Origin of the sequence: Sulfolobus sp. A20, assembly GCF_001719125.1 — an archaeon.
Taxonomy (GTDB): Archaea; Thermoproteota; Thermoprotei_A; order Sulfolobales; family Sulfolobaceae; genus Saccharolobus.
In genome coordinates, this window is sequence record NZ_CP017006.1 from 2084351 (window position 1) to 2107211 (window position 22861).

Genomic DNA, 22861 nt, shown 5'->3' on the forward strand with positions numbered 1-22861 from the left:
CAAGGTTGAGTAGGGGAAGGTAAGGAAAATCATAAGGTTAATAGTAGTCATGATTTCTAACCTACCCTTTTTAACTCCCCTACTCGCAGGTGAAGAGATAAGGGGTTTATATACTTTTCATCCTCACCTTGTGAGGCTTTCCTCACTTTGTAACGAATAAATGAGCTAAAACTATAGATAAGATTTAGAAAATGAGGAAAGGTTAGTCACCTAAGGCAAGAAGGGGACCAGTTTTAACAATTTTTATATGCGTATTCAGCTTATGCAATCGACTATTGTTTAAAAACGAATTATAACTTTATAAGAAGTTTTAGGCTTAGCAATATATATGACTGAAAGGGCTGAAGTTCCCACCCCAAAAATAAAAAGGCCTAACTTTACTTTCGAGTATAAAAATGATAGGAAGGTATATAGGGTAGGAAAAGGCTTTAGTGTAGGTGAAATAGTTAAAGCGGGATTAACTATTGAGAAAGCTAGAAAATTGGGTATCTATGTGGATATTAGGAGAAAGTCCGTACATGAAGAAAATATTCAAATGCTCAAGAAATTTATAGAAAATAAGACGCAACAAAAGGACAATAAAACCTAGGGAATTATTATAGCTCTGCCAAAAATTTTTCCATTAGCTACATCGTTAATAGCTTGATTTATTTCATTTAATGAATAAGGTATTGGAAAAGTTTTGATTACTTTTTTGCTATATAACTCATATACTCCTAATAAATCATCATAAGTTCCATATAATATTCCTTTCACTTTAATCCCCCTTAAAACTAGGAGTTGTTCCGGAATATTTAGAACCCCTCCAAATTCGCCAACTATCCTTAATTCTCCCTCGTTCCTTAACAACCATGGCAAATCGGTGAGTGTAGTATTGTTTCCTACGTAATCTATTATGTAGTCAAACTTATATAAAGAGGAAATCTCACCCACAGCTTGTCCGACAGAATTGGATTTCAAAGGAATTATCTCATCAGCTCCTATCTCTTTAAATTTACTCAGTTTGCTTAAATTTCTTCCAACTACTGCAACCTTTGTTCTCCTATTTTTCAAGATTTGTAACGCTAAAAGTGATACGTAGCTCGTTCCAACAAGTAATACATTATCGTCTTCACTTATCCCCTTTACTGAGTTATAAGCCGTTATTCCTGCGTCAGCTAAAGGAGCTAGCTCAATAGGATTTCCTTCAACTTTTAATAGATTCCTCTCACTAGGCACTTTAACATATTCAGCATATCCCCCATCTAAGTGAAGTCCTATTATGTTTACATTTTCACAATATTGGTAATGTCCAATTTTACAATATTTACAATTCATGCAACCTACTGCATTATATACTAGTACCATATCACCTCTTTCAAGAGATTTTGTATTTCCACTTACCACTTCCCCGATTATTTCATGTCCTAAAATTCTAGGAGTGTTAATTTTAATATCGTACTTCCAATCTCCAAAGATTAGGTGAACATCCCCATGACATAATCCAGTTCCTAAAACTCGCAGTATTATTCCATCTTTAGGCTCCGCTACGTTTTCTATATTTAATGGAATTCCGTATTCTTTAAACAAAGCTGCTTTCATTTTACCATCCGGCTTTTAGATAATACTCCCTCTCCCACTTAGTTATCTGTGACTCGTATTCCTCAATTTCAATGTTCTTTAAATTAATATATGTATTTATTAATTCCTGCCCTAAATTATATTTCATATAGTTATCACTATCGAGCTTCTGTAAGGACTCTTTAAGTGTTTGTGGCAAATTTCCGTAATACTCATTCAAGTTAGGAGTTAGATTTCTCTCGATTCCATCAATTCCGGCATAAATCATAGAGGCTAATAATAAATAAGGATTAGATAGAGGATCAGCCAATCTAAATTCAATGTAATGTGAATCCCTATAAGAGTTAGGTATTCTTACAATATAATGTCTCTCCGTTCCTATGCCCATAATGTTTGGAGTCACAAGTTCCTTAAATCTCTTATACGAATTAACCGTAGGTGCAGCAAATGCCAATATAGAAGCTAGATGTTCTAATATTCCAGCAAAGAAATTATAAGCCACCTTACTTAGGCCTATTCCCCTTGGATCGTTAGAATCGTACATAAGATCATTTCCATCCTTTGATTTTATGCTAATCTTTATATCCATACTACTGCTAGGGTATTCTTTGAATGGCTTAGGCATGAATGTAACTAATAAATTATAGAACCTAGCCGTATCTCTAATAATTTCTCTGCTTGCTATAAGAGCATCAGCCGCCTCCATTAAAGACTTCTGTGACAGTTTTATCTCATATTGTCCCGGACCATAGTGTTTGTTTATGGTCTCTACTTTTATATCAGCCTCCTCCAAATACTTTATAAGGGCTTTTAGAAAATCTTGTTGTTCTAGCAAACCTTCCAACGAGAATGCCTTAGCATAATCTGCAGGGTTAAAATCTTTGTCAAGCAAGTAAAATGTTGGTTCAAAAGAGATTTCTAATGAATACCCAATCTCTTCCAATTTGGTTATAGCCCTACTAAGGATTGTTCTGCTACAAAATGCGTATTGAGAATTATCTGGATTTGTAATAAACGATAAGACCCTACCAGTCCTCTCTAAATAAGGTACTATAATAAACGTGTTAAGGTCTGGTATCGCAGTGACGTCTTCGTATTTGCTTTTGATTGGTCTATCCATGTAATCCATTAGTACAAGAGATTCAGGGTAATTTACTCCTCTATTACTATTTATCATATCTTCAAATTCTGCTCTTCTTAAAGATCTACCTCTAGTATTTCCTAAGAGGTCAACAATCTCAACTCTGACATAATCTATCTTACCAGATTTTAATACGTCGAGTACATTCTCCTTGTACACTTTTGTTCATAAAGGATTAGAAGTATTATTTAATAAAACTTATAGAGCCTAGTCTCTCCATTCTGATAACTACTAAAAATGCTAAACAAATTAAACCTTAAATAACTTCTAACCTTACCACATTTCTTAAACTAGTAATATTGATTTCCTTATGTACAGCTAAATAATTTATCAAGCCTTTGATCCCTCTACTATTCATATCTGGATTGTCAACAATTTGTATATCAAAATATAATGGAACTCTGTACATCCTAGCTATTCTATCCAATTTTATGATCTTCTTAATTGAATTAAAGTCTTCATCTACACCCTCAGCATCTATGTATGTTTTTTTACCTTTTATGTAATTTATTTGGTCAAACTTTATATCACCATATTTATCTAAGACAACTACTAGCCTAGCCTGTCTTCCTCCCTCTATATCCTCATAAAAATTTAGGCATTCTACAAACACGCCATTTTCGGCTAGTGGTATTATAGAAAGTTCTTCTTCGCCTATAGGTTTAACGATTGACTTTATTTTAATCTTCATTTATTACATCACCTAATGATTGAAATTAATGGATCATTTGGTGAGGGAGGTGGACAAATACTAAGGACTTCCTTGTCTCTCTCAGTCATAACTGGTAAACCATTTAGAATTTTTAACATTAGAGCTAATAGACCTAACCCCGGTTTACAGCATCAGCATTTGTGGGCTGTAAGGCTAATGAAAATAATATCTAATGCTGAAACTAAGGGTGACGAGGTAGGATCCAAAGAATTAGTATTCTCACCTAGAGAATTAAAGGGAGGCGGAAATATAACTATCGACATTAAAACAGCTGGAAGCATAACGCTGTTATTACAGACTGCGATACCTGCAATAGTTAATAAGAATATTAAATTAAGAGTGCTAGGTGGTACCGATGTACCTAAATCACCTACAATCGATTACATTAGACTAGTTTATAAAAGAGTATTGGAGAAAATAGGGATAAACTTTAGTTTGGACTTAATTAGAAGAGGCCATTATCCAGAAGGTGGTGGAGAAGTCATATTAAGTGAAGTTAAAGGTAATCCTCATGATTTTTCATTAACTAAACTAGGAAAGGTAGAGAAGGTTGAAGGTATTTCACACGTCTCTTCATTGCCATCTCATATAGCGGAGAGACAGATGAATTCAGCTAAGAGTATCTTAACTAAAGCATTACCTAACGTTCCCATAGATATTAGCCTCGATGTGCGTCAAGGTGAAAGGAGTAAGGGCAGCGGGATTACCTTAGCTTTGATCGGAGAAAATAGTGTAATTGGAGCAGACTCATTAGGGGAGAGAGGAAAAAGAGCAGAAACAGTTGGAGAGGAAGCATCTAATACTTTGCTTAACGATTTTAAAACCAGCTCAGCTGTGGATAGGTATATGAGTGACATGTTGATGATCTATGCTTGCCTTTTTAGGGGAGAATTCGTAGGTGCTGAATTAACCAGCCATGCCTTAACTAATATAGAAGTAATAAGAAAGTTTTTAGAAGTTAAAGTTGAGATCAAAGGAAAGAGCCCGTTCTATTTTGAATGTAAACCCATATGATCATCTCAAAGAGATAACATCAAATCATTAATATGTTAAAAAGCACTTATATTTTGTCATTTGGAAAAACTAGGCTTACTAACCTTAATGAAGACAAGGCAGTAATCAAAAAGCCTTAGATGGTCGATTGTCCACATATGTGTTCAGAATTAACAGATACTGATAGTGCTGTTATATTGTTATAAAAATATCAATAACTTGCATTCATTACTAAAGTTGTCTATCTTAATTTAAATCCTCATTACGGCACTACATAAGGAGTTAAATGTTAAAAATATGAGTGATTAGTAATATTTTTGATTCAATTGTTTTAAATTGTTGCACGAGAAACTTTTATTTATTCGATTATACAATAAAGTGTTATGGTATTTGTTAATGAAAAAACGTATCAGCGATATGTTGAAGAGGGTAAAGAAGACGAATTTCATAGAGAATTCGAAAGAGCATTAGATAGAGTTAAGGAAGAATTAGGTAAGGAATACCCACTTCTTATAGGGGAGAAAGAAGTAAAGGTGAATGACAAGTTTGAGGTCAGATCCCCTTTTGATACATCAATATTAGTAGGCAAATTCCAGAAAGCTGGTGTTAATGAAATTAAGGATTCAGTAGAAGTGGCTAAGAAAGCGTTTGAAGAATGGCAATATGTTGATTGGCATGAAAGGGTAGAATTAAGTTACAAGGCTGCTGAATTGATGAAAAGACAAAAGTTTGAGTTAGCTGCAATAATCACTTATGAAAATGGGAAAAATAGGTTTGAAAGCGTTGCTGAAGTGGACGAGGCAATAGATTACTTTATGTATTACGCGTATCTTTTAGAGGAGAATAAAGGTTATGTAAGACCAATGGAGTCTAGGATATACAAGAATGAGATTGCATATAGCGTAATGAAACCTTATGGAGTATGGGCAATTATTTCACCATTTAACTTTCCGTTGGCAATAACTACTACAATGACTATTAGCGCCGTGATTACCGGTAATACCGCTATTATAAAACCGTCTTCAGATACTCCACTATCTGGATTTAAGTTGGTCGAGATAATGAGGAGGGCTGGTTTCCCAAAAAATACTGTTAATTATGTTACTACATCGGGAGAATTATTTGGAAAAGAAATAATAGAGAACCTAGGTATTGCTGGTTTCGCCTTCACTGGATCTAGAGAAGTAGGGCATAGGTTATTAAAGGACTTTATTAGTAAAAATCCAAGACCAGCTGTACTAGAATTAGGCGGTAAGAATGCTACTATTATTACTAAAAAGGCTGATCTCAATAAGTCAGTAGAGGGTACACTAAGAGGAGCATTTGGCTTTGGAGGACAAAAGTGTAGTGCTACATCTAGGATATTTGTAGAAGAGCCAATCTACGATAACTTCGTAAAAGCGTTCGTAGATAAGGTGAAGTCTATTGTAATTGGTGATCCTAGGGATAGAAGAACATTCTTAGGACCCTTAATCAATAGACAAGCGATTGAAAAGTATAGAAAATATATTGAAGAAGTAAGGAAAAGCAATGGAAAGATCCTAGTAGGCGGGAATGTCAAAGATGATCAAAGAGGATATTTTGTAGAGCCGACTGTTGTTGTAGAGGTACCATATAATCATTGGTTATGGTACACTGAATTATTTGTGCCAATAGTTTTAATAGGCAAGGTAAAGTCGCTGGAGGAGGCGATAAGACTGGCAAATAATGTAGATTATGGATTAACAGCTGGTATTTTCTCAGAAGATAAGAAAGAAATTGAGTTCTTCTTTAGTCATATACAAGCTGGTGTAGTTTACGCTAATAGAATTGCCGGGTCAACAACAGGTGCTATGCCGGGCGTACAACCCTTTGGCGGATGGAAACATTCTGGTTGGACTGGCAAGAATGCTGGAGGTCCCTATTATCTACTCTCCTTCTTAAGGGAGCAAGCTATAACTGAATACGTTTAAATGATTCTTAGTAAGGCAGTTTTTTACGTATAGTAGTAGCTTTGCTACATGACAACAATTCCTATTATATTTTAAAAATTCTTGAAGATTAATGAACCATTTTATCTTAAGTAATACCTTTTTAAAAATCGCTGTCTTATTCTATCTTAGTAAATTTCTCTAAGACGAACTCATAATATTTTAATTTATAGTAAAATTGTTATTTAACGTAGTTTACTTACTAGTTAATTGGAAAATAGCTCGTAATTTCATTAAAATCAAAAGAATTCATCCAGGGTAGCTGATTTTATGAACTTACTTAACCTAACTCCAATTCTCCTTATTCTTCTATCATCGTCCTCTAAGAGTTTTTCAAGCAACTTTAGTGACTCTTTATAGGCTCTTTCCTTACTTACTCCATAAGGGAATGTTTTCTCCCTGGTGATTATCTCTAAGTCCTCCATTACCGCAACTAGGTGAAGGGTCTTAGGCATCATTCCGTTTAATCTGAGATAGGCTTCATCAACTGTTCTATACAAAAATGGTTTTATTTCCTCTATGTCCCTAGTATTTCTTTTTAGAGTGACCATCTTTCCCACGCTTTTGATAACTTTTTCCTTAATTGGCTCAGAATATTCATCTCTCGCTATAGAAAATAAATAGGTAGCCTTTGCTTCCCCCACTTGCTTCTTAATAATCTCGAAATCAAAATTCAATATATCAATCAATTTTCTAATACCTAAAGCTTTTAATCTCTCCGCAGTTACTCTACCTATCCCAGGATATTCATCTATATCTAGTTCTTTGATTAATCTTTTTACTTCTTCATCATTGATAACCTTGATGCCGTTTGGTTTCGACATATCAGCTGCTATTTTCGCAAAAACTTTATTTTTGGATATTCCTACTGTAACAGTTATTTTTTCCTGTTTCAGAATTCTTCCCTTTATTTCTAAACCTAATTTATATGCTTCCTCATAATCTTTTACCATATCAGTTATATCTAAGTAAGCTTCATCTATACTGGCTACCTCAATTTTACTTGAATAGCTTCTTAAAATATTCATAATCCTATTTGAGACTTGCTGATACAATTCCTTTCTCATTGGTAAATAAATCGCATTTGGTAAAATCTCTTTAGCTTTAATTATTGGCATTCCAGCCTTTACTCCATATTTTCTCGCCTCGTAGTTTGCAGTAGCTACGGCGCCACTAGTCTCACTTCTGCCAGAAAAAACACATACTACTACTGGTTTTCCCTTTATTGAGGGATTTAATACTTCCTCAACTTGAGCATAAAAGTAATCGAAGTCCACGAAGAGTATAATCATTTACATATAACTTTCGGCTTTTTCTTTCTTAAATATTCCCTTACTTCTTCTAATGTGGGCGAAGATATTCCTCCTATTTTCATTATCTTTAAACCAGATGCTACTGTAGCTAGCTGTAAAGCTCTCTCTACGTTTCTATCCTCTAAGATCGAGATGTTAAACGCTGCGTCAAAAGTATCCCCTGCTCCGGTAGTATCGACTACTTTCTCCACTTCTAATGACTCTACAACGCACTCCTCATTATCTTGCGTTATTACTCTAGCCCCTTTCTTACCCATCTTAACTACAATATATTTAGCTCTGATATTCTTGTCTTTCACGTTTTCGAATTCTTTTTCATTTAAGTATAGAATATCTACGTCTATTACGTTGATATCTTTAGAATAAGGTCCAGGATCATAAGATATTAGCTTAGCATATGGATCTCTAGTTACTATGTTGGGAGAGACTGAGGCAAAGTGAATTACGTCAAATAGTCCAAAGTGTTTCTTAACGTCTTCCCTAGTTAATAGTATAGAGGCTCCTAACCTTCTAACCATAGATAAACTTCCATCATTTCTTAGAAAAATCAATGTTACGCTAGGTTTTTCATTTACTTCCTCAACATATTCTAAGCCTACCCCCATTTCTATAACTTTCTCCATTAGGCTTTTCACAACTTCATTCTTTCCCACTTTTGCTAATAACTTAGCAGAATGTCCAAATTTTGTAACAGCTACTGCGTAATTCGTTGCAGCCCCGCCTGGCAATATTTCCAATACGTCCGTCACGTGATTAGAATCTATAGGTGGTATCGTATCTAGTCTTACTATTACATCGATGTTAAACCTACCTACAGCTAAGTGAATCATCTATATGACCACCTCTTCAGACAGCCGCCACAACATCACTTTCTTCAGTCCCAAAGGTCTTCATCACAAATTACTCTCTAACTTTCTAGTAATAAAAGTTAGTCTTTCGAGTGATAATGGCAAAATATGAAAAATATTCCAATTATTAGGAATAATAATATAATTTCAGATTAACAATTATAATATATTTAACGTAAAAAGGAGATACCTATTTCCTCTTCAGTTTAAGAGATATCACTTAAAATCGCTTTAACATTCTTATGACGAAAAAAGGCATCAAAAAAAGTAGAATCTTCAAAGTATTATAAAAGTATGGCAAGTGAGTTCTACGATTTAAGTGACTTAAATGTTAGATTATGCTAATATTGTACATAGTAGTATGGCATTTATGGTTAATTTCAAAAGCATTCCTAAATAATTATATATAGTATGGCTGAGATAAAAGAGATTAGAAAGCCGGTAAGGGAGAAGGCAAGTATTCACAGTCACATAAAGGGATTGGGTTTAGATGAGAATGGGAAAGCTAAGTTCATAGCTGATGGTTTAGTCGGGCAGGCTGAGGCTAGAGAAGCAGCTGGGGTTGTAGTTCAATTAATAAAGCAAGGAAAGATGGCAGGTAAAGGAATATTATTCGTCGGTCCACCCGGAACTGGTAAAACAGCAATAGCAGTAGCCATTGCCAGAGAATTAGGGGAAGATACTCCTTTTACAGCTATCAACGCATCGGAAATATACTCTACGGAATTAAAGAAGACAGAAATACTAACACAACTAATAAGAAAGTCTATAGGCGTTAGAATAAGGGAGAAGAGGCTGGTTTACGAAGGTGTTTTAAAGGACAGAAAAGTTAAGGTTGCTAGAAGTAGGTTAAATCCCTATTCTCAAGTCCCTGTTGAAGCCCAAATAACATTAGCTACCAAAGATGATGAAAGAACGTTGACTGTGGGAGAAGAGATAGCTCAACAATTAGTCTCTTTAGGAGTAAAGAAAGGCGATGTAATAATGATAGACGCTCAGACTGGACAAGTGATAGTACAAGGTAAAGCAAAAGGATTTGAAGGTATAAAGACTTACGATATAGAGACCTCAAGAGTTATTGAAATGCCTTCTGGTCCAGTGAGGAAAGAGAAGGAGATAACTACAACACTTACCTTGAATGATTTAGACCTAAATTTAGCAGCTAGAAACTTAGCGGTAACAGCAATATTCTCATTATTCACAGAAAGGGAGGTAAGCGAGGATGTTAGAAAGGAAGTGGATAGGCTAGTTAAAGAATGGATAAACCAAGGAAGAGCTGAATTGGTAGTAGGTGTATTGTTCATCGATGATGCTCATATGTTAGATTTGGAAGCCTTTTCCTTTCTCACTAGAGCGTTAGAGTCAGAATTAGCTCCTATAATAATCTTAGCTACTAATAGAGGGATAACTAAAATAAGGGGAACTGATGTAGAGTCACCGCACGGCATACCATTAGATTTACTTGATAGACTTTTAATAATCCCGACTAGACAATACAATGCTGAAGAAATAAAAGAAATAATTAAGATAAGAGCAGATGAACTTGAGATTGAGTTGGATCCCCAGGCTCTAGATGAGTTAACTAAAATAGGTGTAGAAAATAGTTTGAGATACGCTGTTCAATTATTAGAACCATCACAAGTAATAGCACAAAGGAATAATAGAAATGTTATAAAGGTTGACGATGTTAGAGAAGCTTCTAAGTTATTCTCTGATGTGAAGAGAAGCGTAAAGTTTGTAAAAGAGTATGAGAATCTATTATTAAAATGATGTATGGTGACGGCTCTGAGGCAGTGATGTAACTTAAAGGGCTGAAAAATTAATTCCCTTTTATAGTATTGTTTATGTAGTGCCGTCATGAGGACTTAAATTTAGGTAAAATCAATTAGGGCATAAAGTCGTATGTAAGGGATATACTTTTAGAGTTCTTGCCCATATTAACGGTAATACAAGAGAGGTTTGGCGAATCCTAACTTTATGATATTATGAAAATTGGAGTAAGGTCGTTAGTAGATTGGAAAAAGTCGTTGTCTTTCTTAGTAACATCTAACGGAGTAACAAAGGGGAGTAACGCTTTAGACCTCAGTGGAACCCTTTAGGTGGGGAGGAGGGTAGAGCACTATAGTAATTTATTAATTTTTAAAATAGAGCATGAGTATATTTCATTGCATAACGTATTTAAAATGTAATTTGTAGAAGGTCAGAATCAGTAACTTAAGACCTTCATCACTTTCTCAGAAGATCCGCTTTACTTCATGCTATTTTATTATCCTTGTCTATAATATTTAAATTTGTGACAAGTAGAATATCGACTGGAATACTGGCATTCGATAAACTTATTCAAGGAGGTATCCCCCAAGGTTTCTTTGTTGCATTAACTGGTGAACCCGGAACTGGAAAGACAATATTTTCCTTACACTTCACCGCGCAAGGGTTGAAAGAGGGTGATCCATGCATATATGTTACTACCGAGGAGAGTAGGGAGTCAATTATAAGACAAGCAAGGCAGTTTGGGTGGAACTTCGAAGAACATATAGAAAAGAAGTTAATTATAATAGATGCGTTAATGAGGGAAAAGGAGGATGAGTGGTCTCTTATCAGTCTTAATCCAGAGGAGGTGGTGAATAAAATAATTGAGGCTAAGCAGAAATTAGGCTACGGAAGAGCGAGGTTAGTAATAGATTCTGTCAGTGCATTGTTTCTCGATAAACCCGCGATGGCTAGGAAGATAAGTTATTATCTCAAGAGGGTTTTGAATAAGTGGAATTTTACGATATACGCTACTTCGCAATACGCTATTACTACTTCACAAGCTTTTGGGTTTGGGGTTGAGCATGTAGCAGATGGCATAATAAGATTTAGGAGGGCTATAAAAAATGGAGAGCTTCATAGATATATAATAATTGAGAAAATGAGACAGACAGATCATGATAAGCACGTATGGGAAATAGATATAGTCAATGGTAAAGGGATCGTATTGAAAGGAAAATTAGAGGAGAGGAGAGAAGACTACGCCCTACCAGAAAAGGTAAAAAATAAGATAATTGAAAGTTCTAAGAAGGAGGAAGAGGAGCTAAAATAGTTGAATTGAAATATGATTATTAACTTAAAAAAAGTTAAAACTATACATAATGTAGTTACGTTAAAAGTTAACTATATAACGGAAAATTCCGCGAGTGAAAGATGGGAGCCTTACTATTTATGGAAAGGAAGTATGATGCAAAAAGTGATCATCAGAAAGAGCTCTCGTAATTCTACAATATCTGCTTTATTCAATACGAGTTATATCGTAATGCGTAGATAAGAGAGTTTTTAGTAACTGTTATATACTGAAAGTGCAAGGATTAACTGAGAAATGAAAATTGGGCTTATTTACTATGGCGGTCAATATAATCACTTAATACTAAAAAACTTGAAATACCTAGGTGCTAATGTAGATGTTATAATACCAAATAAAGAAGTTGATGAGATTAAAGATTATGATGGTTTAATTTTCAGTGGTGGTCCATATTCCGTAGCATCTGAGATAGACAAGATGGGAAACTCCCCTCTATATATTAAAAAGTTAAAAATACCCATGTTAGGAATATGTCTAGGTCATCAGTTAATCGCTTATGTGCTAGGAGGAATTGTAAAGAAAGCTGACAATCCAGAATTTGGTCTAACTAAGATACAGATTCATGATGAAGATACTATTCTAAAGGGTTTACCAAAAGAGCTAAACGTTTGGGAAAGCCATAACGATGAGGTTGTGGAACCCCCTAAGGGATTTAAGGTGCTAGCGAGTAGCAGTAATGCTAAAGTTCAAGCTATGGTTAACGCTGAAAACACTATCTTCAGTGTACAGTTTCATCCAGAGGTAAAACACACTGAAAAAGGGACAGAGATCTTTAAGAATTTTCTAAATGTATGTAAAAGATAGAAGGAGAGAGCAATGTACTGGGTTAGGGAGAGGGTCATAGGTGGATCTCCAATACCTTATAATGAATATGAGATAGAAGAGTGGAAAAGACAAGGTGTTAAGAGAGTTTTGGTATTGCCAGAGGACTGGGAGATCGAAGAAGCATGGGGAGATAAGGAGTATTACTTCGACGTACTTAGAAGTAAAGGATTAGAGTATATTCACGTCCCTATAACAGATGGTGAGGCTCCAACAGATGATCAGTTTTTAATAATTATGAGGTGGCTGAATAGTAAAAAAGTAGGAAATCTAGTTCACTGTGTCGGAGGAATAGGGAGAACCGGAACAATCTTAGCTTCCTACTTGATACTTTTTGAGGGTCTAGACTTAGAGGAGGCATTAGATGAAGTTAGGCGTGTGAGACCAGGGGCAGTGCAAACATATCAGCAAGAAATGTTTCTTTTAAGAATAGAAGGGATGAGAAAGAATTGGTTGAATCTCATTTACTCGAATTCTTAGAAAAATTACAACTTTTAATTTCAAAAAATGTAAAGATTGAGTATTTTGGGGTGAATAAGGCAGAGAGAGTTTGTGGTGTTGACGTAGCCTATAAAAATAACATAGGATATTCAGTTGGGGTAAGCATGAATGTGAAGAGTGGTGAATATTATTATAAATCTTACATTGGAGAAGTTAGTTTCCCTTATATACCAGGGTTTTTATTCATGAGAGAAGCACCTGTTATGTTGAAAGCCTTAGAAGGGCTTAACTGTGACCTAATCTTAGTTGATGGACATGGATTAGCACATCCAAGAAGAAGTGGTATAGCTTCAGTGATTGGCGTAATCCTAGACTTCCCCACAATAGGTGTAGCTAAGTCTAGATTAATAGGAGAATTTGTAGAAGAGAATGGAATAGTTTATGTAGCACATAGGGGCGAAAAGGTTGGGGTCAAATTTGGAAAGTACTACTATAGCCCGGGGAATAAGGTGAGTTTAGAGGACTGCATTGAACTAGGTAAGGCTGGTTATCCTAAAGTTTTGAAGATAGCAGATATGCTGACTAAGAAACTAAAAAAAGAATAAAAGTGTCTTATGCTATATAAAAAACAATGAAAATTGAAGTTCCTAATATACCTATAGAGAAAGAAGTAACTTTGAATCCCATGTCAACAGCTCTGATTATAGTGGATATGCAAAATGACTTCGTTAGGAAAAATGGAAAACTTTCAGTACCTACTGCTGAAAACACTATACCTTATATAAAGAACCTAATAGATAAGGCGAGGAGTGCTGGAGCGTTAGTAGTATATACGCAGGATTGGCATATGAAGGATGATCCAGAATTTAAGATCTGGGGAGAGCATGCCTTAGCGGGTACTTGGGGTGCAGAGATTGTAGATGAGCTTAAACCAGAAAAGGAGGATTTTATTGTTAAAAAATATAGGTATGATGCATTCTTTGAGACATCACTAGATTACATTTTGAGGGTGAAAAACATAAAGAATACTATAATTACTGGAACAGTAGCTAATATATGTGTTTTACATACTGCCGGTAGTGCAGCATTAAGGTGGTATAATGTTATTATGCCTAAGGATAGTATTTCGGCAATAACAGAATTCGACTATTATGCAACACTCAGACAAGTAGACTTTTTATATAAAGGCAAAATAACTACATCAGATAGTATTAAGTTTGAAAGGTAGGTAGATGATAAATTGGATTATTATGCAATAGTTCATAACGATTTTGATGGAACTGCATCTGCTGCTGTATACGCCCGTGCTGTCAAGTCATTGCCTAAAACGGTTTTTTTCACAGAGCCTAATAAGTTACATTCCTTGCTGAAATCTTTACAGCTTAGAGGAGTTTATAACATTATGATAGCCGATTTAGGTATTAACGCTAGTACGTTTAATGAGATTGTAAAAGAGCTGAGAAGGTTAATAAGCGAAGGAGCTGAAATCGAATGGTTCGATCATCATGTTTGGAGAGATGAGTGGAAGGATGAATTGAGGGAAATAGGTGTTACGGTCTATCATGATACTTCGACATGTGGGGCAGGTGTAATATACAAGTATAGAAACAAAGAAGACGAATTTTCACGAAAGTTAGCATCAGCTGATTGTTCAGTAGACATTTGGCTTCATGACGATCCTATGGGCGAGAAGCTAAGAAGAATAGTGGAGACTAATAAAGACTTTTCATGGAAGATCGAGCTAATTAAAACGTTTTATAATGGAGTGCTATGGAATGAAAATTTTGAAAGGATGCTAGAGGATATAGTTTCTAAGGAAATTGAAGGATATAAAAAATTAATGAAAAACGTGAGATTAATAGAGATAGATGGACATAAGGTGGTAATAGCGTTAAGGTGGAAAGGTCCACCGGATATAAGTTATGCATCCCAATTCTTGATGACTAGATTAAATGCAGAAGTTTTCGTTTCAGCAAATGGTAAAAGTGTATCGTTTAGGAGTAGGGATATTGATGTCAGACAATTTGCAGTGAAGTTAGGAGGAGGAGGGCATCCATTAGCAGCTGGAGCCCAACTAACAGTACCTATCATTTACAGATTATTAAGAAAAATTGGAATATCTTCTCCAATGATGAATTGGGTGGTAAAGAAGGTTGAACGTGCTATTATAGACGTTGGTTTTATTAAATATCAAAAAGCTGAGGCTAAGTATTAATTACTAATATCCTTTTATTAGCCGGTAACGCCACGTTATAAACCTTGACTCCATAAACTACATAAAATGTTCTCTTAGCGTAATGCGCATGTCCATGGATAGCTATATTAGGCAAACAATCTACCCTTCCATTTAAGGCTAGTTTTTCTATAATTCTGTACCCTAAATGTGGATAAACGCTTTTTCTCTCACCAAGAACTGTTTGAAAAGTGCTTGCATAGTGAGTTAGAAGTATCTTTATATCCGAGCTCGAATTACATAACAAATTTTCAAGCTTTTCTAATCTCTTCATATAAAAGTTTTCATCAATACCGTTCATCATCTGCCATTTAGTTGGTGACTCTAATACTCCTTCACTTCCCACGATTGTTACTTTAATATTACCCACTTCTAAGTCTATTCTTTCATCATCTAGCCATATAATATCATTATACTTCTCCTTATAATACATCCTATTCTCGGAATAGTCCTCATTCCCAAATGTAGCTATGACATACCTAGCCCTATTCTTCAAAGCACTGTAGACTGGGCTAAAATGCTGAAAATAACCCTTTTCTACTAAGTCCCCAGCTAGGATGGCTAAGTCTGCGTTAATATTACTAATTTCTCTTAAGGCTAGAAAGAATTCATTAAGATACTTAGGAGAGTGTATATCTGATGTCGAGATAATAAGCACATATATACTTTTGTTTTGATAACTTATAAAATATGGAAGTAGAAGGAATAGCCGACTTACCATTACATACTGGGCATGTTCCATCTTGGCTTGTTCCCATAATGAAAAGGTTATCTAAGGCTATAATTGAGGTAATGTTACTAGAGTGGGGTCCAGAGAAGGTGATAGAGAGGTTTTCAAATCCTTTATGGTTTCAAGGTTTTAACAATGCCATAGGGATGGATTGGGACTCTTCTGGTTCTACCACGGTAACTTTAGGAATATTAAAAGATGTTGTTAAGCCTGAAGTCCATGGGTTTGCTATACTAGGCGGTAAGGGTAGTAATGCATTGAAAGTTCAAGATGAGATAGATAGATTGCCTTTCGATGTGGATAAGAGTAGGTTAAAGCGTATAAGTAAAATCGTGGCTAAGGTAGATACTACTTTAGTTCAAGATGGTCATCAACTTTATCATCACTCTCTTCTGGTTACTGAGAAGGGTAATTGGGGTATAGTTCAACAAGGCATGAATTTGGAAACCAAGTTTGCTAGAAGATATCATTGGAAAGAAACTGAAAATTTCGTCGTAGAGCCTCATTCAGCAATAGCTGGTGTGAAGAGGGATAATAAAGTAATAAATATTATAGAGAGGAACAAGGATAACGTTAGAAAATTGGTATTAGACCTACTGAAGGAGAACCCTAAAAAGATATTATCCTTGTACAAGCAAGCTGAAGCCATGTTAAAAGGACAGTCCACTCTAGATATGTGGGTTAAGGGTGGTTCGATTTCAATAATTTCTAAAGAGGCTAGGTTGGTATATATGAAACCTGTTGACATTAGTAAAATACAAGAGGTTCTGAGTAGCATATATGAGGCTAAACCGTTAACGTTTGAGGAAGCTCTAATTAACGGATTAGGTCCTTCTACTGCTAGAGCACTTTATCTAATAGCTGATTTAATATACAATGAACCACCCTCTTATAAGGACCCAGTTAATTATCCCTATGATCCTTTCAAGTACGCTTTTGCAGTAGGCGGTAAAGATGGTATACCTTTTCCAGTGAATAGAAGAGTAGCATGGGAAGTAATTTACACATTAGAAGACTTCATTAGTAAGGCTAAATTAAGTGAGAGCGACAAGAGATTAGCTTTAAGTAAATTACGTGAACTAGGATCAAGCGAGAGAGCTTAAATAATAGACAAATCTAAAAGTATATTAATTATGTTTAAGCTAAGGCTTAATAATAAAGAGCAGGAAGTTTTTGAAAGATTAACTTATCTAGCTGAGTTCATAGAGGAAGCTGTAAAAATATTAAGTAATGAATTTGAGGCAGTAAAGAAGGAAAGTTACGAACAATTACCTTCTTACTTAATAAAGATTAAAAGTCTTCATGAAAAAGCTGAAATATTGAGGGAGGAAATATTATCTACCTTATATGGGGAAGCGTTTTTGCCAGATTTTAAAGAGGCGATGGTGATGTTAACGCAATCACTTTTTAATACGTTAAGTGCAGTAAAGGATGCAGCTAGAGCTCTAGGATCAAGGAAGATTGATAAGAAGTGTATTCTCACACTTTACGATACTGTTAATATGTACCTCGCGTTAGTAGCAGAAGCCTCCTCTAGGACGCATGAACTTACTAGAAAGATTAGTAATGATATGGAGGGTACTTTAAAGTTAGGTAGAGAAATTCAAGCAATGGAGAGAGAAGGAGATGAGATAAAGGATAACTTACTCCAGAGGTTATATGAGATAGAAAAGGAAATAGACATTATTAGTATATTGCAGATGAAAGATATAATCTTGTTCATTGATGATATTTTGGATTCTTTAGAAGAAGCTACTCTAAGTGTAGAAATATTCTACGCTACTTTAAAGTCCTAAAATACTTTTAATTATTCCAAATATTGCTAATGATAATACTATTGCAACTAGTGGTGAAGTTGTCCAACTTTTTATTATTTGTCTAACTTGTTTTCTAACATCTGAGGTAAAACTCCTAAAACTAAGTCCTATTATTCCTCCCATGATAGTTTGAGTAATGGAAAGTGGTATTCCGAAAAAAGTGAAGATCTCATTGATTACGTTACTACCTATAATTGCCGATGAAGCCCCCAAATATCCTAACTTAGTTACTCTAAATCCTACTTTAATTGCTATTCTTCGACTTGATATCACCCCTAAAGAAGCTGACAATCCAAACATGGGTAATATTATATATGTCGGAAAAACTACTAAGGCTGACGAAACTATGATACCTATTGCGTTAGCTCCTACAACAAATGAGGTAAAGGCTGAGGAAAACATTATAAGGCTCTTATAAATTTTTATCTGTCTTAATATCCTATATTCACTTGTCAGCACGTTGCTTAGAACATAATAAAGAAATAAGGAGAATAATATCGCAGAAATGGGTGAGATAGCCCAGGAGAGGACTACTATCCAAAACCTAATCCAGTCTAAGTCAAGTAGACTGTGGGATACTAATGTTATTACGGCTAAAGAAGGATAAAAGGTCTGGCTTAAAGATGAAGGAATACCAGATTTATTCAGATAATAAAAGGTTATTATTGAAGATGAAAGGGTGGATACAATAGAAATCGTTACGTATAACTGGTTCCCACTTATTAGACCGTAAACACTATGGAGCATCGTTAAGCTTCCAATAACTACCCCTAAGAAAAGAGATATCATGTTAAGTAGATACGCTTGTCTTCTTCTTATTGCATTAGTAGCGAATAGAATACCTAAAGAAGTAGCATTATTATTACTCCCAATCAGATATGCAGAAACAACCCCTATTAATAATAAAGCATAATTAACCAGTATTTCTATTGTTATCATTTTGCTTTAAGAACCTCAAATATTCCAATATTGCGTCCCTAATAAAATCACTCCTACTTGTGTAGCCTAAATCTCTTGCAATACTATCTATCTTATTTAAAAACTCGTCCTCCAGTTTAAACGAGATCGTTATTGTACTTGAGATTTCTAATTCAAATGTAGACTCATCTACCTTTCTGAAAGATTGCATACGAATCATACTTTATAGTTATCTTAGATAGATAAACCTTTCGTTTAAAAAGGTACCAGAAAGCTTAAATAATAATACGTTGAGATTGAAAAATTTTTAACGAGGACTACTCGCGTATCAAAGGGGTAAAAGTACTTATAAAAGGTTGCGAAGAAGTATTTTGATTTTATGACAGTAGAGTGGATGCCTGTTAGCGAGTTACCTTTACCAAAAGAAGTAATAGAAATCATCTTGAAGAGGGGTATAACCAAACTTAACCCCCCTCAAACTGAGGCTGTAAAGAAGGGACTTTTAGATAATAAAAAACTGTTATTAACATCTCCAACCGGGTCTGGTAAGACATTGATTGCTGAACTAGGAATGGTATCTTTCTTATTGAAAAATAAGGGAAAAGCTGTTTATGTAACCCCACTTAGAGCGTTAACTAATGAAAAATATTCAACTTTTAAGGATTGGGAGAAATTAGGTTTTAAAGTAGCTATGACATCTGGAGATTATGATACTGACGATGCTTGGCTAGAGAATTATGACATAATAGTTACAACGTATGAAAAATTGGACTCCTTGTGGAGACATAGACCTAAATGGCTTAATGACGTAAAATATTTCGTATTAGATGAGCTTCACTATTTAAATGACCCTGAGAGAGGACCAGTAGTTGAAAGTGTAGCAATAAGAGCTAAGAAACAAAACTTGTTAGCCTTGAGCGCTACAATAAGTAACTATAAACAAGTGAGTAATTGGCTAGGAACTGAACCAATAACGGTCAACTGGAGACCAGTACCATTGATAGAAGGGGTTCTTTACCCAGATAAGAAAGGATATACAGTATTATTTAAGGATAATTCGACTAGAAAGGTTTATGGGGACGATCCTATTATTGCTTATACACTAGATAGTTTAAACAGAAATGGTCAGGTGTTAATATTTAGAAATTCGAGGAGAATTGTAGAAAGCACAGCGATGAAGATAGCTGGCTATATGAACTTCATAACTTTAGATGACAAAGGAATATCTGAGATAATTACCAAGCTAGAGGAAGTTGAAGATGGAGGAAGTGAAGAGAAAGAGGCTCTCAAAGAATTGATAAATAAAGGAGTTGCATTTCATCATGCGGGACTATCTAAGGGTCTGAGAGACTTGATAGAAGAGGGATTTAGGCAAAGGAAGATTAAGGTTATTGTGGCTACGCCAACATTAGCTGCTGGGGTAAATTTGCCAGCTAGAACTGTTATAATAGGGGACATATATAGGTATAACAGAAGGATAGCTGGATTTCAAGAGGAAATACCGGTTATGGAATACAAACAAATGAGCGGCAGAGCCGGTAGACCAGGTTTTGATGATATCGGGGAAGCAATAATAGTGGTGAGGGATAAGAAGAGTGTGGAGAGAGTATTTGAGAAATACATATTCTCAACTGTTGAACCAATTGAGTCTAAATTAGCTAATGAGAGAGCTTTCTATACGTTCTTATTAGGAGTACTTTCTGTCGAAGGTGAGATGAAATATGATGATTTGGCTAATTATGCATATGAGTCTTTTCTTCCCAGAATTTTAGTAGACACGTATTTTGATAAGGCAGTGAACTGGTTAAACGAACATAATTTTATGAGTTTAAGTGATCACGTATTATCCTTAACCGATTTTGGAAAAAGAGTAGCTGACTTATATATAAACCCCTTTACTGCAGATGTAGTGAGGGCAGGGTTAGAAAAAGCTAAGTCGTCATGTGATATCGCTTATCTCCACTTATTTGCTTTTACTCCAGATGGACCCCTAGTCTCCTTAGGTAGAAATGAGGAAGAGGAGCTAATAGGTATGATAGAGGATTTAGATTGTGATCTTTTAATAGAGGAGCCTTATGAGGACGAAGAGTACTCATTATATTTAAACGCATTGAAAGTAGCAATGATTGTGAAGGATTGGATTGATGAGATAGATAATGATGTAATATTAGAAAAGTATGGTATAGGTTCGGGAGATCTAAGAAACATAATTGAGACTATGGATTGGCTAACTTATAGTGGTTATCAAATATCGAAGGTCTTAAGGTTGGATGAACATAGTGAGAAGCTAAGAATGTTGAACATGAGAGTTAAAGATGGAGTTAAGGAAGATTTATTAGAATTAGTACAAGTGAAGGGCATAGGTAGGAAGAGGGCAAGATTACTCTATAATAATGGAATTAGGGGCTTAGGAGATATAGTAATTGAGCCAGATAAAGTGAAGAGTTTACTTGGGGCAAAAATGGGTGAGAAAGTTGTCCAAGAAGCTGCAAGATTACTTAATAGAATTCATTAATCTAGAGAATGGAAAAGAGTTTATAGTTAAAGATGAGGATTGTGAAACTTTAAGGAAATTATTATTAATATTTCTAGCTCTAGGTCAAAAGGAAATTGAATTTAAAGATTGCTCTCAATTGTCAGTTAAGAAGAGAATCTAAAAGAAAAATCATAGTGGTATATTTCCATGTTTCTTAGGATATCTGAACTCTCTCTTGTTCCTCAACATCTCTAATGCCATTGCAATAATCTTTCTCGTATCTTTAGGTTCTATTACATCATCAATTAGTCCTCTCTCCGCAGCCCAGTAGGGATTAGCGAATAATTTTCTATACTCACTAATCTTTTGATTCAATAACTCTTGAGGATTATTTGCAGTTTGTAAATCTTTTCTATATAAGATTCTTACGGCACCCTCTGGTCCAGTGACTGCTATTTCAGCTGTAGGCCAAGCGTATACTAAATCAGCACCTAAGCTCTTGATACTCATTGCTATGTGAGCTCCTCCATAAGATCTCCTCACAATTACCGTAATTTTTGGTACAGTAGCTTCAGCGAAGGCATATAACATTTTTGCTCCATGTCTAATTATTCCTTTGTATTCTTGATCAGTTCCAGGTACGTACCCTGGAGTGTCGACTAAACTTATTAAAGGAATATTAAATGCATCACAGAATCTGATGAATCTTGAAGCCTTATCAGCAGCATCAACATCTATTGCTCCTCCGTAATACATAGAATTATTCGCAACTATGCCCACTACATTTCCTGCTATTCTTCCGAACCCAACTGTAATGTTTTGAGCCCATAGTTTATGTACTTCTAGAAACTCGCCATTATCAACTAAATTGTATATCACGTCTCTCATATCAAATGGTTTAAGTGGGTCGCTAGGTACTATTGATTCAGCACCTTTCATTTCTCTATCAGCAGGATCCCCAGTGTCCATAAATGGTGGTTCTTCCATGTTATTAGATGGTAGATAGGATAGCAATCTCTTCGTAATGTTTATCGCATCTTGTTCATTTTCAGCGACGAAGTGAACTACTCCAGACTTCGTAGCATGAACTATCGCTCCTCCTAAATCCTGATAACTAACCTCCTCTCCTATCGAAACTTTCGTTATCTCTGGTCCAGTTACAAACATGTAATATGCATCTCCCTTTATCATTATTATGAAGTCGGTTAATGCAGGAGAATACACTGCTCCTCCAGCCGAAGGTCCAGCCATTATCGTTATTTGAGGTATTACGCCAGAAGCCATTACATTCATCTTGAATACTCCACCATAACCTTCCAAGGATAATGCTCCCTCTTGTATCCTAGCGCCCCCAGAGTCATTTATGCCTATTACTGGAGCTCCCACCTTTAATGCCATCTCATAGGCTCTAATTATCTTATTGGCATGAGTCTCTCCTAGACTTCCTCCTAACACCGTAAAATCTTGTGCATAAGCAAAAGCTGTACGTCCATCTATCTTACCCCATCCAGCTATTACCCCGTCTCCGTAGTATCTATTCTTGTCTAATCCAAACTCTGTAGATCTAGTTGTCGCAAAAGTCAATATTTCGTTAAATGTACCTTCATCAAATAATAGATTTAATCGCTCTCTAGCTAATAACTTACCTTTACTATGTTGGAATTTTATTCTTTCCTCTCCTCCTCCTTTTCTTACCACTTCTTTTAATTGCTTTAGTTCTTCAATTAATTTATCCACAGATGGTTTCTCATATAGGGACATATCTTATC

23 protein-coding genes are annotated in these 22861 nt (G+C 35.3%); 14 read left to right on the forward strand and 9 right to left on the reverse strand.

Annotated elements, in window-relative coordinates; genetic code table 11:
• Positions 1–328: 328 nt before the first annotated feature.
• Positions 329–589 carry a 50S ribosomal protein L13e gene (locus BFU36_RS10880; RefSeq protein WP_069284047.1) on the forward strand — a complete coding sequence of 87 codons (261 nt, stop codon included), beginning with the start codon at positions 329–331 and terminating at the stop codon, positions 587–589.
• Here BFU36_RS10880 and BFU36_RS10885 read toward each other — a convergent pair.
• The 3 genes from BFU36_RS10885 to BFU36_RS10895 all read right to left on the reverse strand — a co-directional run bounded on the left by BFU36_RS10885 (position 586) and on the right by BFU36_RS10895 (position 3392).
• Positions 586–1581: an alcohol dehydrogenase catalytic domain-containing protein gene (locus tag BFU36_RS10885; protein ID WP_069284048.1), complete on the reverse strand. Its 996-nt coding sequence runs from the start codon at positions 1579–1581 to the stop codon at positions 586–588. The two genes, BFU36_RS10880 and BFU36_RS10885, sit on opposite strands and share 4 nt — an antisense overlap.
• A gap of 1 nt (position 1582) precedes the next feature.
• Positions 1583–2860 (reverse strand): glutamine synthetase family protein, encoded by a 1278-nt coding sequence (locus BFU36_RS10890; RefSeq protein ID WP_069284049.1) that lies wholly within the window; start codon positions 2858–2860, stop codon positions 1583–1585.
• A gap of 97 nt (positions 2861–2957) precedes the next feature.
• On the reverse strand, positions 2958–3392 hold the full coding sequence (locus BFU36_RS10895; protein WP_069284050.1) for a hypothetical protein: 435 nt from the start codon (positions 3390–3392) through the stop codon (positions 2958–2960).
• A 15-nt stretch (positions 3393–3407) separates the two neighbouring features.
• Here BFU36_RS10895 and rtcA point away from each other — a divergent pair, with 15 nt between their 5' ends.
• Both rtcA and BFU36_RS10905 read left to right on the forward strand, forming a co-directional pair.
• Positions 3408–4427, forward strand: a complete 1020-nt coding sequence (gene rtcA, locus BFU36_RS10900; RefSeq protein ID WP_069284051.1) for an RNA 3'-terminal phosphate cyclase — start codon at positions 3408–3410, stop codon at positions 4425–4427.
• A gap of 362 nt (positions 4428–4789) precedes the next feature.
• Positions 4790–6358, forward strand: a complete 1569-nt coding sequence (locus tag BFU36_RS10905) for an aldehyde dehydrogenase family protein (protein WP_069284052.1) — start codon at positions 4790–4792, stop codon at positions 6356–6358.
• A gap of 257 nt (positions 6359–6615) precedes the next feature.
• On the opposite strand, the gene BFU36_RS10910 is transcribed toward BFU36_RS10905, so the two are convergent.
• Together BFU36_RS10910 and BFU36_RS10915 are read right to left on the reverse strand one after the other, a co-directional pair.
• On the reverse strand, positions 6616–7668 hold the full coding sequence (locus BFU36_RS10910) for a DNA polymerase IV (RefSeq protein ID WP_069284053.1): 1053 nt from the start codon (positions 7666–7668) through the stop codon (positions 6616–6618).
• Complete coding sequence (locus BFU36_RS10915; RefSeq protein ID WP_069284054.1) at positions 7665–8519, reverse strand: carbohydrate kinase family protein; 855 nt, start codon at positions 8517–8519, stop codon at positions 7665–7667. Before BFU36_RS10915 ends, BFU36_RS10910 begins: the two co-directional genes overlap by 4 nt.
• A gap of 429 nt (positions 8520–8948) precedes the next feature.
• Between BFU36_RS10915 and BFU36_RS10920 the strand changes: the two genes are divergently transcribed.
• The 7 genes from BFU36_RS10920 to BFU36_RS10950 all read left to right on the forward strand — a co-directional run bounded on the left by BFU36_RS10920 (position 8949) and on the right by BFU36_RS10950 (position 15133).
• Positions 8949–10307, forward strand: coding sequence for a RuvB-like helicase (locus tag BFU36_RS10920; RefSeq protein WP_069284055.1), 1359 nt, complete (start codon positions 8949–8951; stop codon positions 10305–10307).
• Positions 10308–10830: 523 nt separating this feature from the next.
• The gene (locus BFU36_RS10925) at positions 10831–11619 is read left to right on the forward strand and encodes a KaiC domain-containing protein (protein ID WP_069284056.1); all 789 of its coding nucleotides are present in this window, start codon (positions 10831–10833) and stop codon (positions 11617–11619) included.
• A 273-nt stretch (positions 11620–11892) separates the two neighbouring features.
• Positions 11893–12459, forward strand: a complete 567-nt coding sequence (locus tag BFU36_RS10930; protein ID WP_069284057.1) for a GMP synthase subunit A — start codon at positions 11893–11895, stop codon at positions 12457–12459.
• Positions 12460–12471: 12 nt separating this feature from the next.
• Complete coding sequence (locus tag BFU36_RS10935; RefSeq protein WP_069284058.1) at positions 12472–12957, forward strand: dual specificity protein phosphatase family protein; 486 nt, start codon at positions 12472–12474, stop codon at positions 12955–12957.
• Positions 12927–13523 (forward strand): endonuclease V, encoded by a 597-nt coding sequence (locus BFU36_RS10940; RefSeq protein ID WP_069284059.1) that lies wholly within the window; start codon positions 12927–12929, stop codon positions 13521–13523. The genes BFU36_RS10935 and BFU36_RS10940 overlap by 31 nt, the downstream gene beginning before the upstream one ends.
• Positions 13524–13549: 26 nt before the next feature.
• The gene (locus tag BFU36_RS10945; protein ID WP_069284060.1) at positions 13550–14146 is read left to right on the forward strand and encodes a cysteine hydrolase family protein; all 597 of its coding nucleotides are present in this window, start codon (positions 13550–13552) and stop codon (positions 14144–14146) included.
• A 12-nt stretch (positions 14147–14158) separates the two neighbouring features.
• Positions 14159–15133 carry a DHH family phosphoesterase gene (locus BFU36_RS10950; protein WP_069284061.1) on the forward strand — a complete coding sequence of 325 codons (975 nt, stop codon included), beginning with the start codon at positions 14159–14161 and terminating at the stop codon, positions 15131–15133.
• Here BFU36_RS10950 and BFU36_RS10955 read toward each other — a convergent pair.
• Entirely contained in the window at positions 15123–15809 is a 687-nt protein-coding gene (locus tag BFU36_RS10955; protein ID WP_069284062.1) for a metallophosphoesterase, read from the reverse strand. The two genes, BFU36_RS10950 and BFU36_RS10955, sit on opposite strands and share 11 nt — an antisense overlap.
• Positions 15810–15841: 32 nt before the next feature.
• Between BFU36_RS10955 and BFU36_RS10960 the strand changes: the two genes are divergently transcribed.
• Both BFU36_RS10960 and BFU36_RS10965 read left to right on the forward strand, forming a co-directional pair.
• Positions 15842–16984 carry a DUF763 domain-containing protein gene (locus BFU36_RS10960; RefSeq protein WP_069284063.1) on the forward strand — a complete coding sequence of 381 codons (1143 nt, stop codon included), beginning with the start codon at positions 15842–15844 and terminating at the stop codon, positions 16982–16984.
• Between the two features lie 30 nt (positions 16985–17014).
• Positions 17015–17677 (forward strand): DUF47 domain-containing protein, encoded by a 663-nt coding sequence (locus BFU36_RS10965; RefSeq protein ID WP_069284064.1) that lies wholly within the window; start codon positions 17015–17017, stop codon positions 17675–17677.
• On the opposite strand, the gene BFU36_RS10970 is transcribed toward BFU36_RS10965, so the two are convergent.
• Positions 17666–18637, reverse strand: coding sequence for an inorganic phosphate transporter (locus BFU36_RS10970; protein WP_069284065.1), 972 nt, complete (start codon positions 18635–18637; stop codon positions 17666–17668). The two genes, BFU36_RS10965 and BFU36_RS10970, sit on opposite strands and share 12 nt — an antisense overlap.
• A complete protein-coding gene (locus tag BFU36_RS10975; RefSeq protein WP_409349225.1) occupies positions 18612–18836 on the reverse strand; it encodes a ribbon-helix-helix domain-containing protein in 225 nt (74 codons plus the stop codon). Before BFU36_RS10975 ends, BFU36_RS10970 begins: the two co-directional genes overlap by 26 nt.
• A gap of 159 nt (positions 18837–18995) precedes the next feature.
• Between BFU36_RS10975 and hel308 the strand changes: the two genes are divergently transcribed.
• Positions 18996–21131: an ATP-dependent DNA helicase Hel308 gene (hel308, locus tag BFU36_RS10980; protein ID WP_069284067.1), complete on the forward strand. Its 2136-nt coding sequence runs from the start codon at positions 18996–18998 to the stop codon at positions 21129–21131.
• Positions 21082–21273, forward strand: a complete 192-nt coding sequence (locus tag BFU36_RS10985) for a hypothetical protein (protein ID WP_069284068.1) — start codon at positions 21082–21084, stop codon at positions 21271–21273. The genes hel308 and BFU36_RS10985 overlap by 50 nt, the downstream gene beginning before the upstream one ends.
• 8 nt (positions 21274–21281) lie before the next feature.
• On the opposite strand, the gene BFU36_RS10990 is transcribed toward BFU36_RS10985, so the two are convergent.
• The gene (locus BFU36_RS10990) at positions 21282–22853 is read right to left on the reverse strand and encodes an acyl-CoA carboxylase subunit beta (RefSeq protein WP_069284069.1); all 1572 of its coding nucleotides are present in this window, start codon (positions 22851–22853) and stop codon (positions 21282–21284) included.
• Positions 22854–22861: the final 8 nt, after the last annotated feature.

Coding starts and splice junctions, on each gene's coding strand:
- BFU36_RS10915 (WP_069284054.1), bottom strand. CDS start 8,519: ATGATTCACTTAGCTGTAGGTAGGTTTAACATCGATGTAATAGTAAGA.
- BFU36_RS10970 (WP_069284065.1), bottom strand. CDS start 18,637: ATGATAACAATAGAAATACTGGTTAATTATGCTTTATTATTAATAGGG.
- BFU36_RS10965 (WP_069284064.1), top strand. CDS start 17,015: ATGTTTAAGCTAAGGCTTAATAATAAAGAGCAGGAAGTTTTTGAAAGA.
- BFU36_RS10930 (WP_069284057.1), top strand. CDS start 11,893: ATGAAAATTGGGCTTATTTACTATGGCGGTCAATATAATCACTTAATA.
- BFU36_RS10920 (WP_069284055.1), top strand. CDS start 8,949: ATGGCTGAGATAAAAGAGATTAGAAAGCCGGTAAGGGAGAAGGCAAGT.
- hel308 (WP_069284067.1), top strand. CDS start 18,996: ATGACAGTAGAGTGGATGCCTGTTAGCGAGTTACCTTTACCAAAAGAA.
- BFU36_RS10885 (WP_069284048.1), bottom strand. CDS start 1,581: ATGAAAGCAGCTTTGTTTAAAGAATACGGAATTCCATTAAATATAGAA.
- rtcA (WP_069284051.1), top strand. CDS start 3,408: ATGATTGAAATTAATGGATCATTTGGTGAGGGAGGTGGACAAATACTA.
- BFU36_RS10895 (WP_069284050.1), bottom strand. CDS start 3,392: ATGAAGATTAAAATAAAGTCAATCGTTAAACCTATAGGCGAAGAAGAA.
- BFU36_RS10880 (WP_069284047.1), top strand. CDS start 329: ATGACTGAAAGGGCTGAAGTTCCCACCCCAAAAATAAAAAGGCCTAAC.
- BFU36_RS10905 (WP_069284052.1), top strand. CDS start 4,790: ATGGTATTTGTTAATGAAAAAACGTATCAGCGATATGTTGAAGAGGGT.
- BFU36_RS10935 (WP_069284058.1), top strand. CDS start 12,472: ATGTACTGGGTTAGGGAGAGGGTCATAGGTGGATCTCCAATACCTTAT.
- BFU36_RS10990 (WP_069284069.1), bottom strand. CDS start 22,853: ATGTCCCTATATGAGAAACCATCTGTGGATAAATTAATTGAAGAACTA.
- BFU36_RS10975 (WP_409349225.1), bottom strand. CDS start 18,836: ATGATTCGTATGCAATCTTTCAGAAAGGTAGATGAGTCTACATTTGAA.
- BFU36_RS10910 (WP_069284053.1), bottom strand. CDS start 7,668: ATGATTATACTCTTCGTGGACTTCGATTACTTTTATGCTCAAGTTGAG.
- BFU36_RS10945 (WP_069284060.1), top strand. CDS start 13,550: ATGAAAATTGAAGTTCCTAATATACCTATAGAGAAAGAAGTAACTTTG.
- BFU36_RS10960 (WP_069284063.1), top strand. CDS start 15,842: ATGGAAGTAGAAGGAATAGCCGACTTACCATTACATACTGGGCATGTT.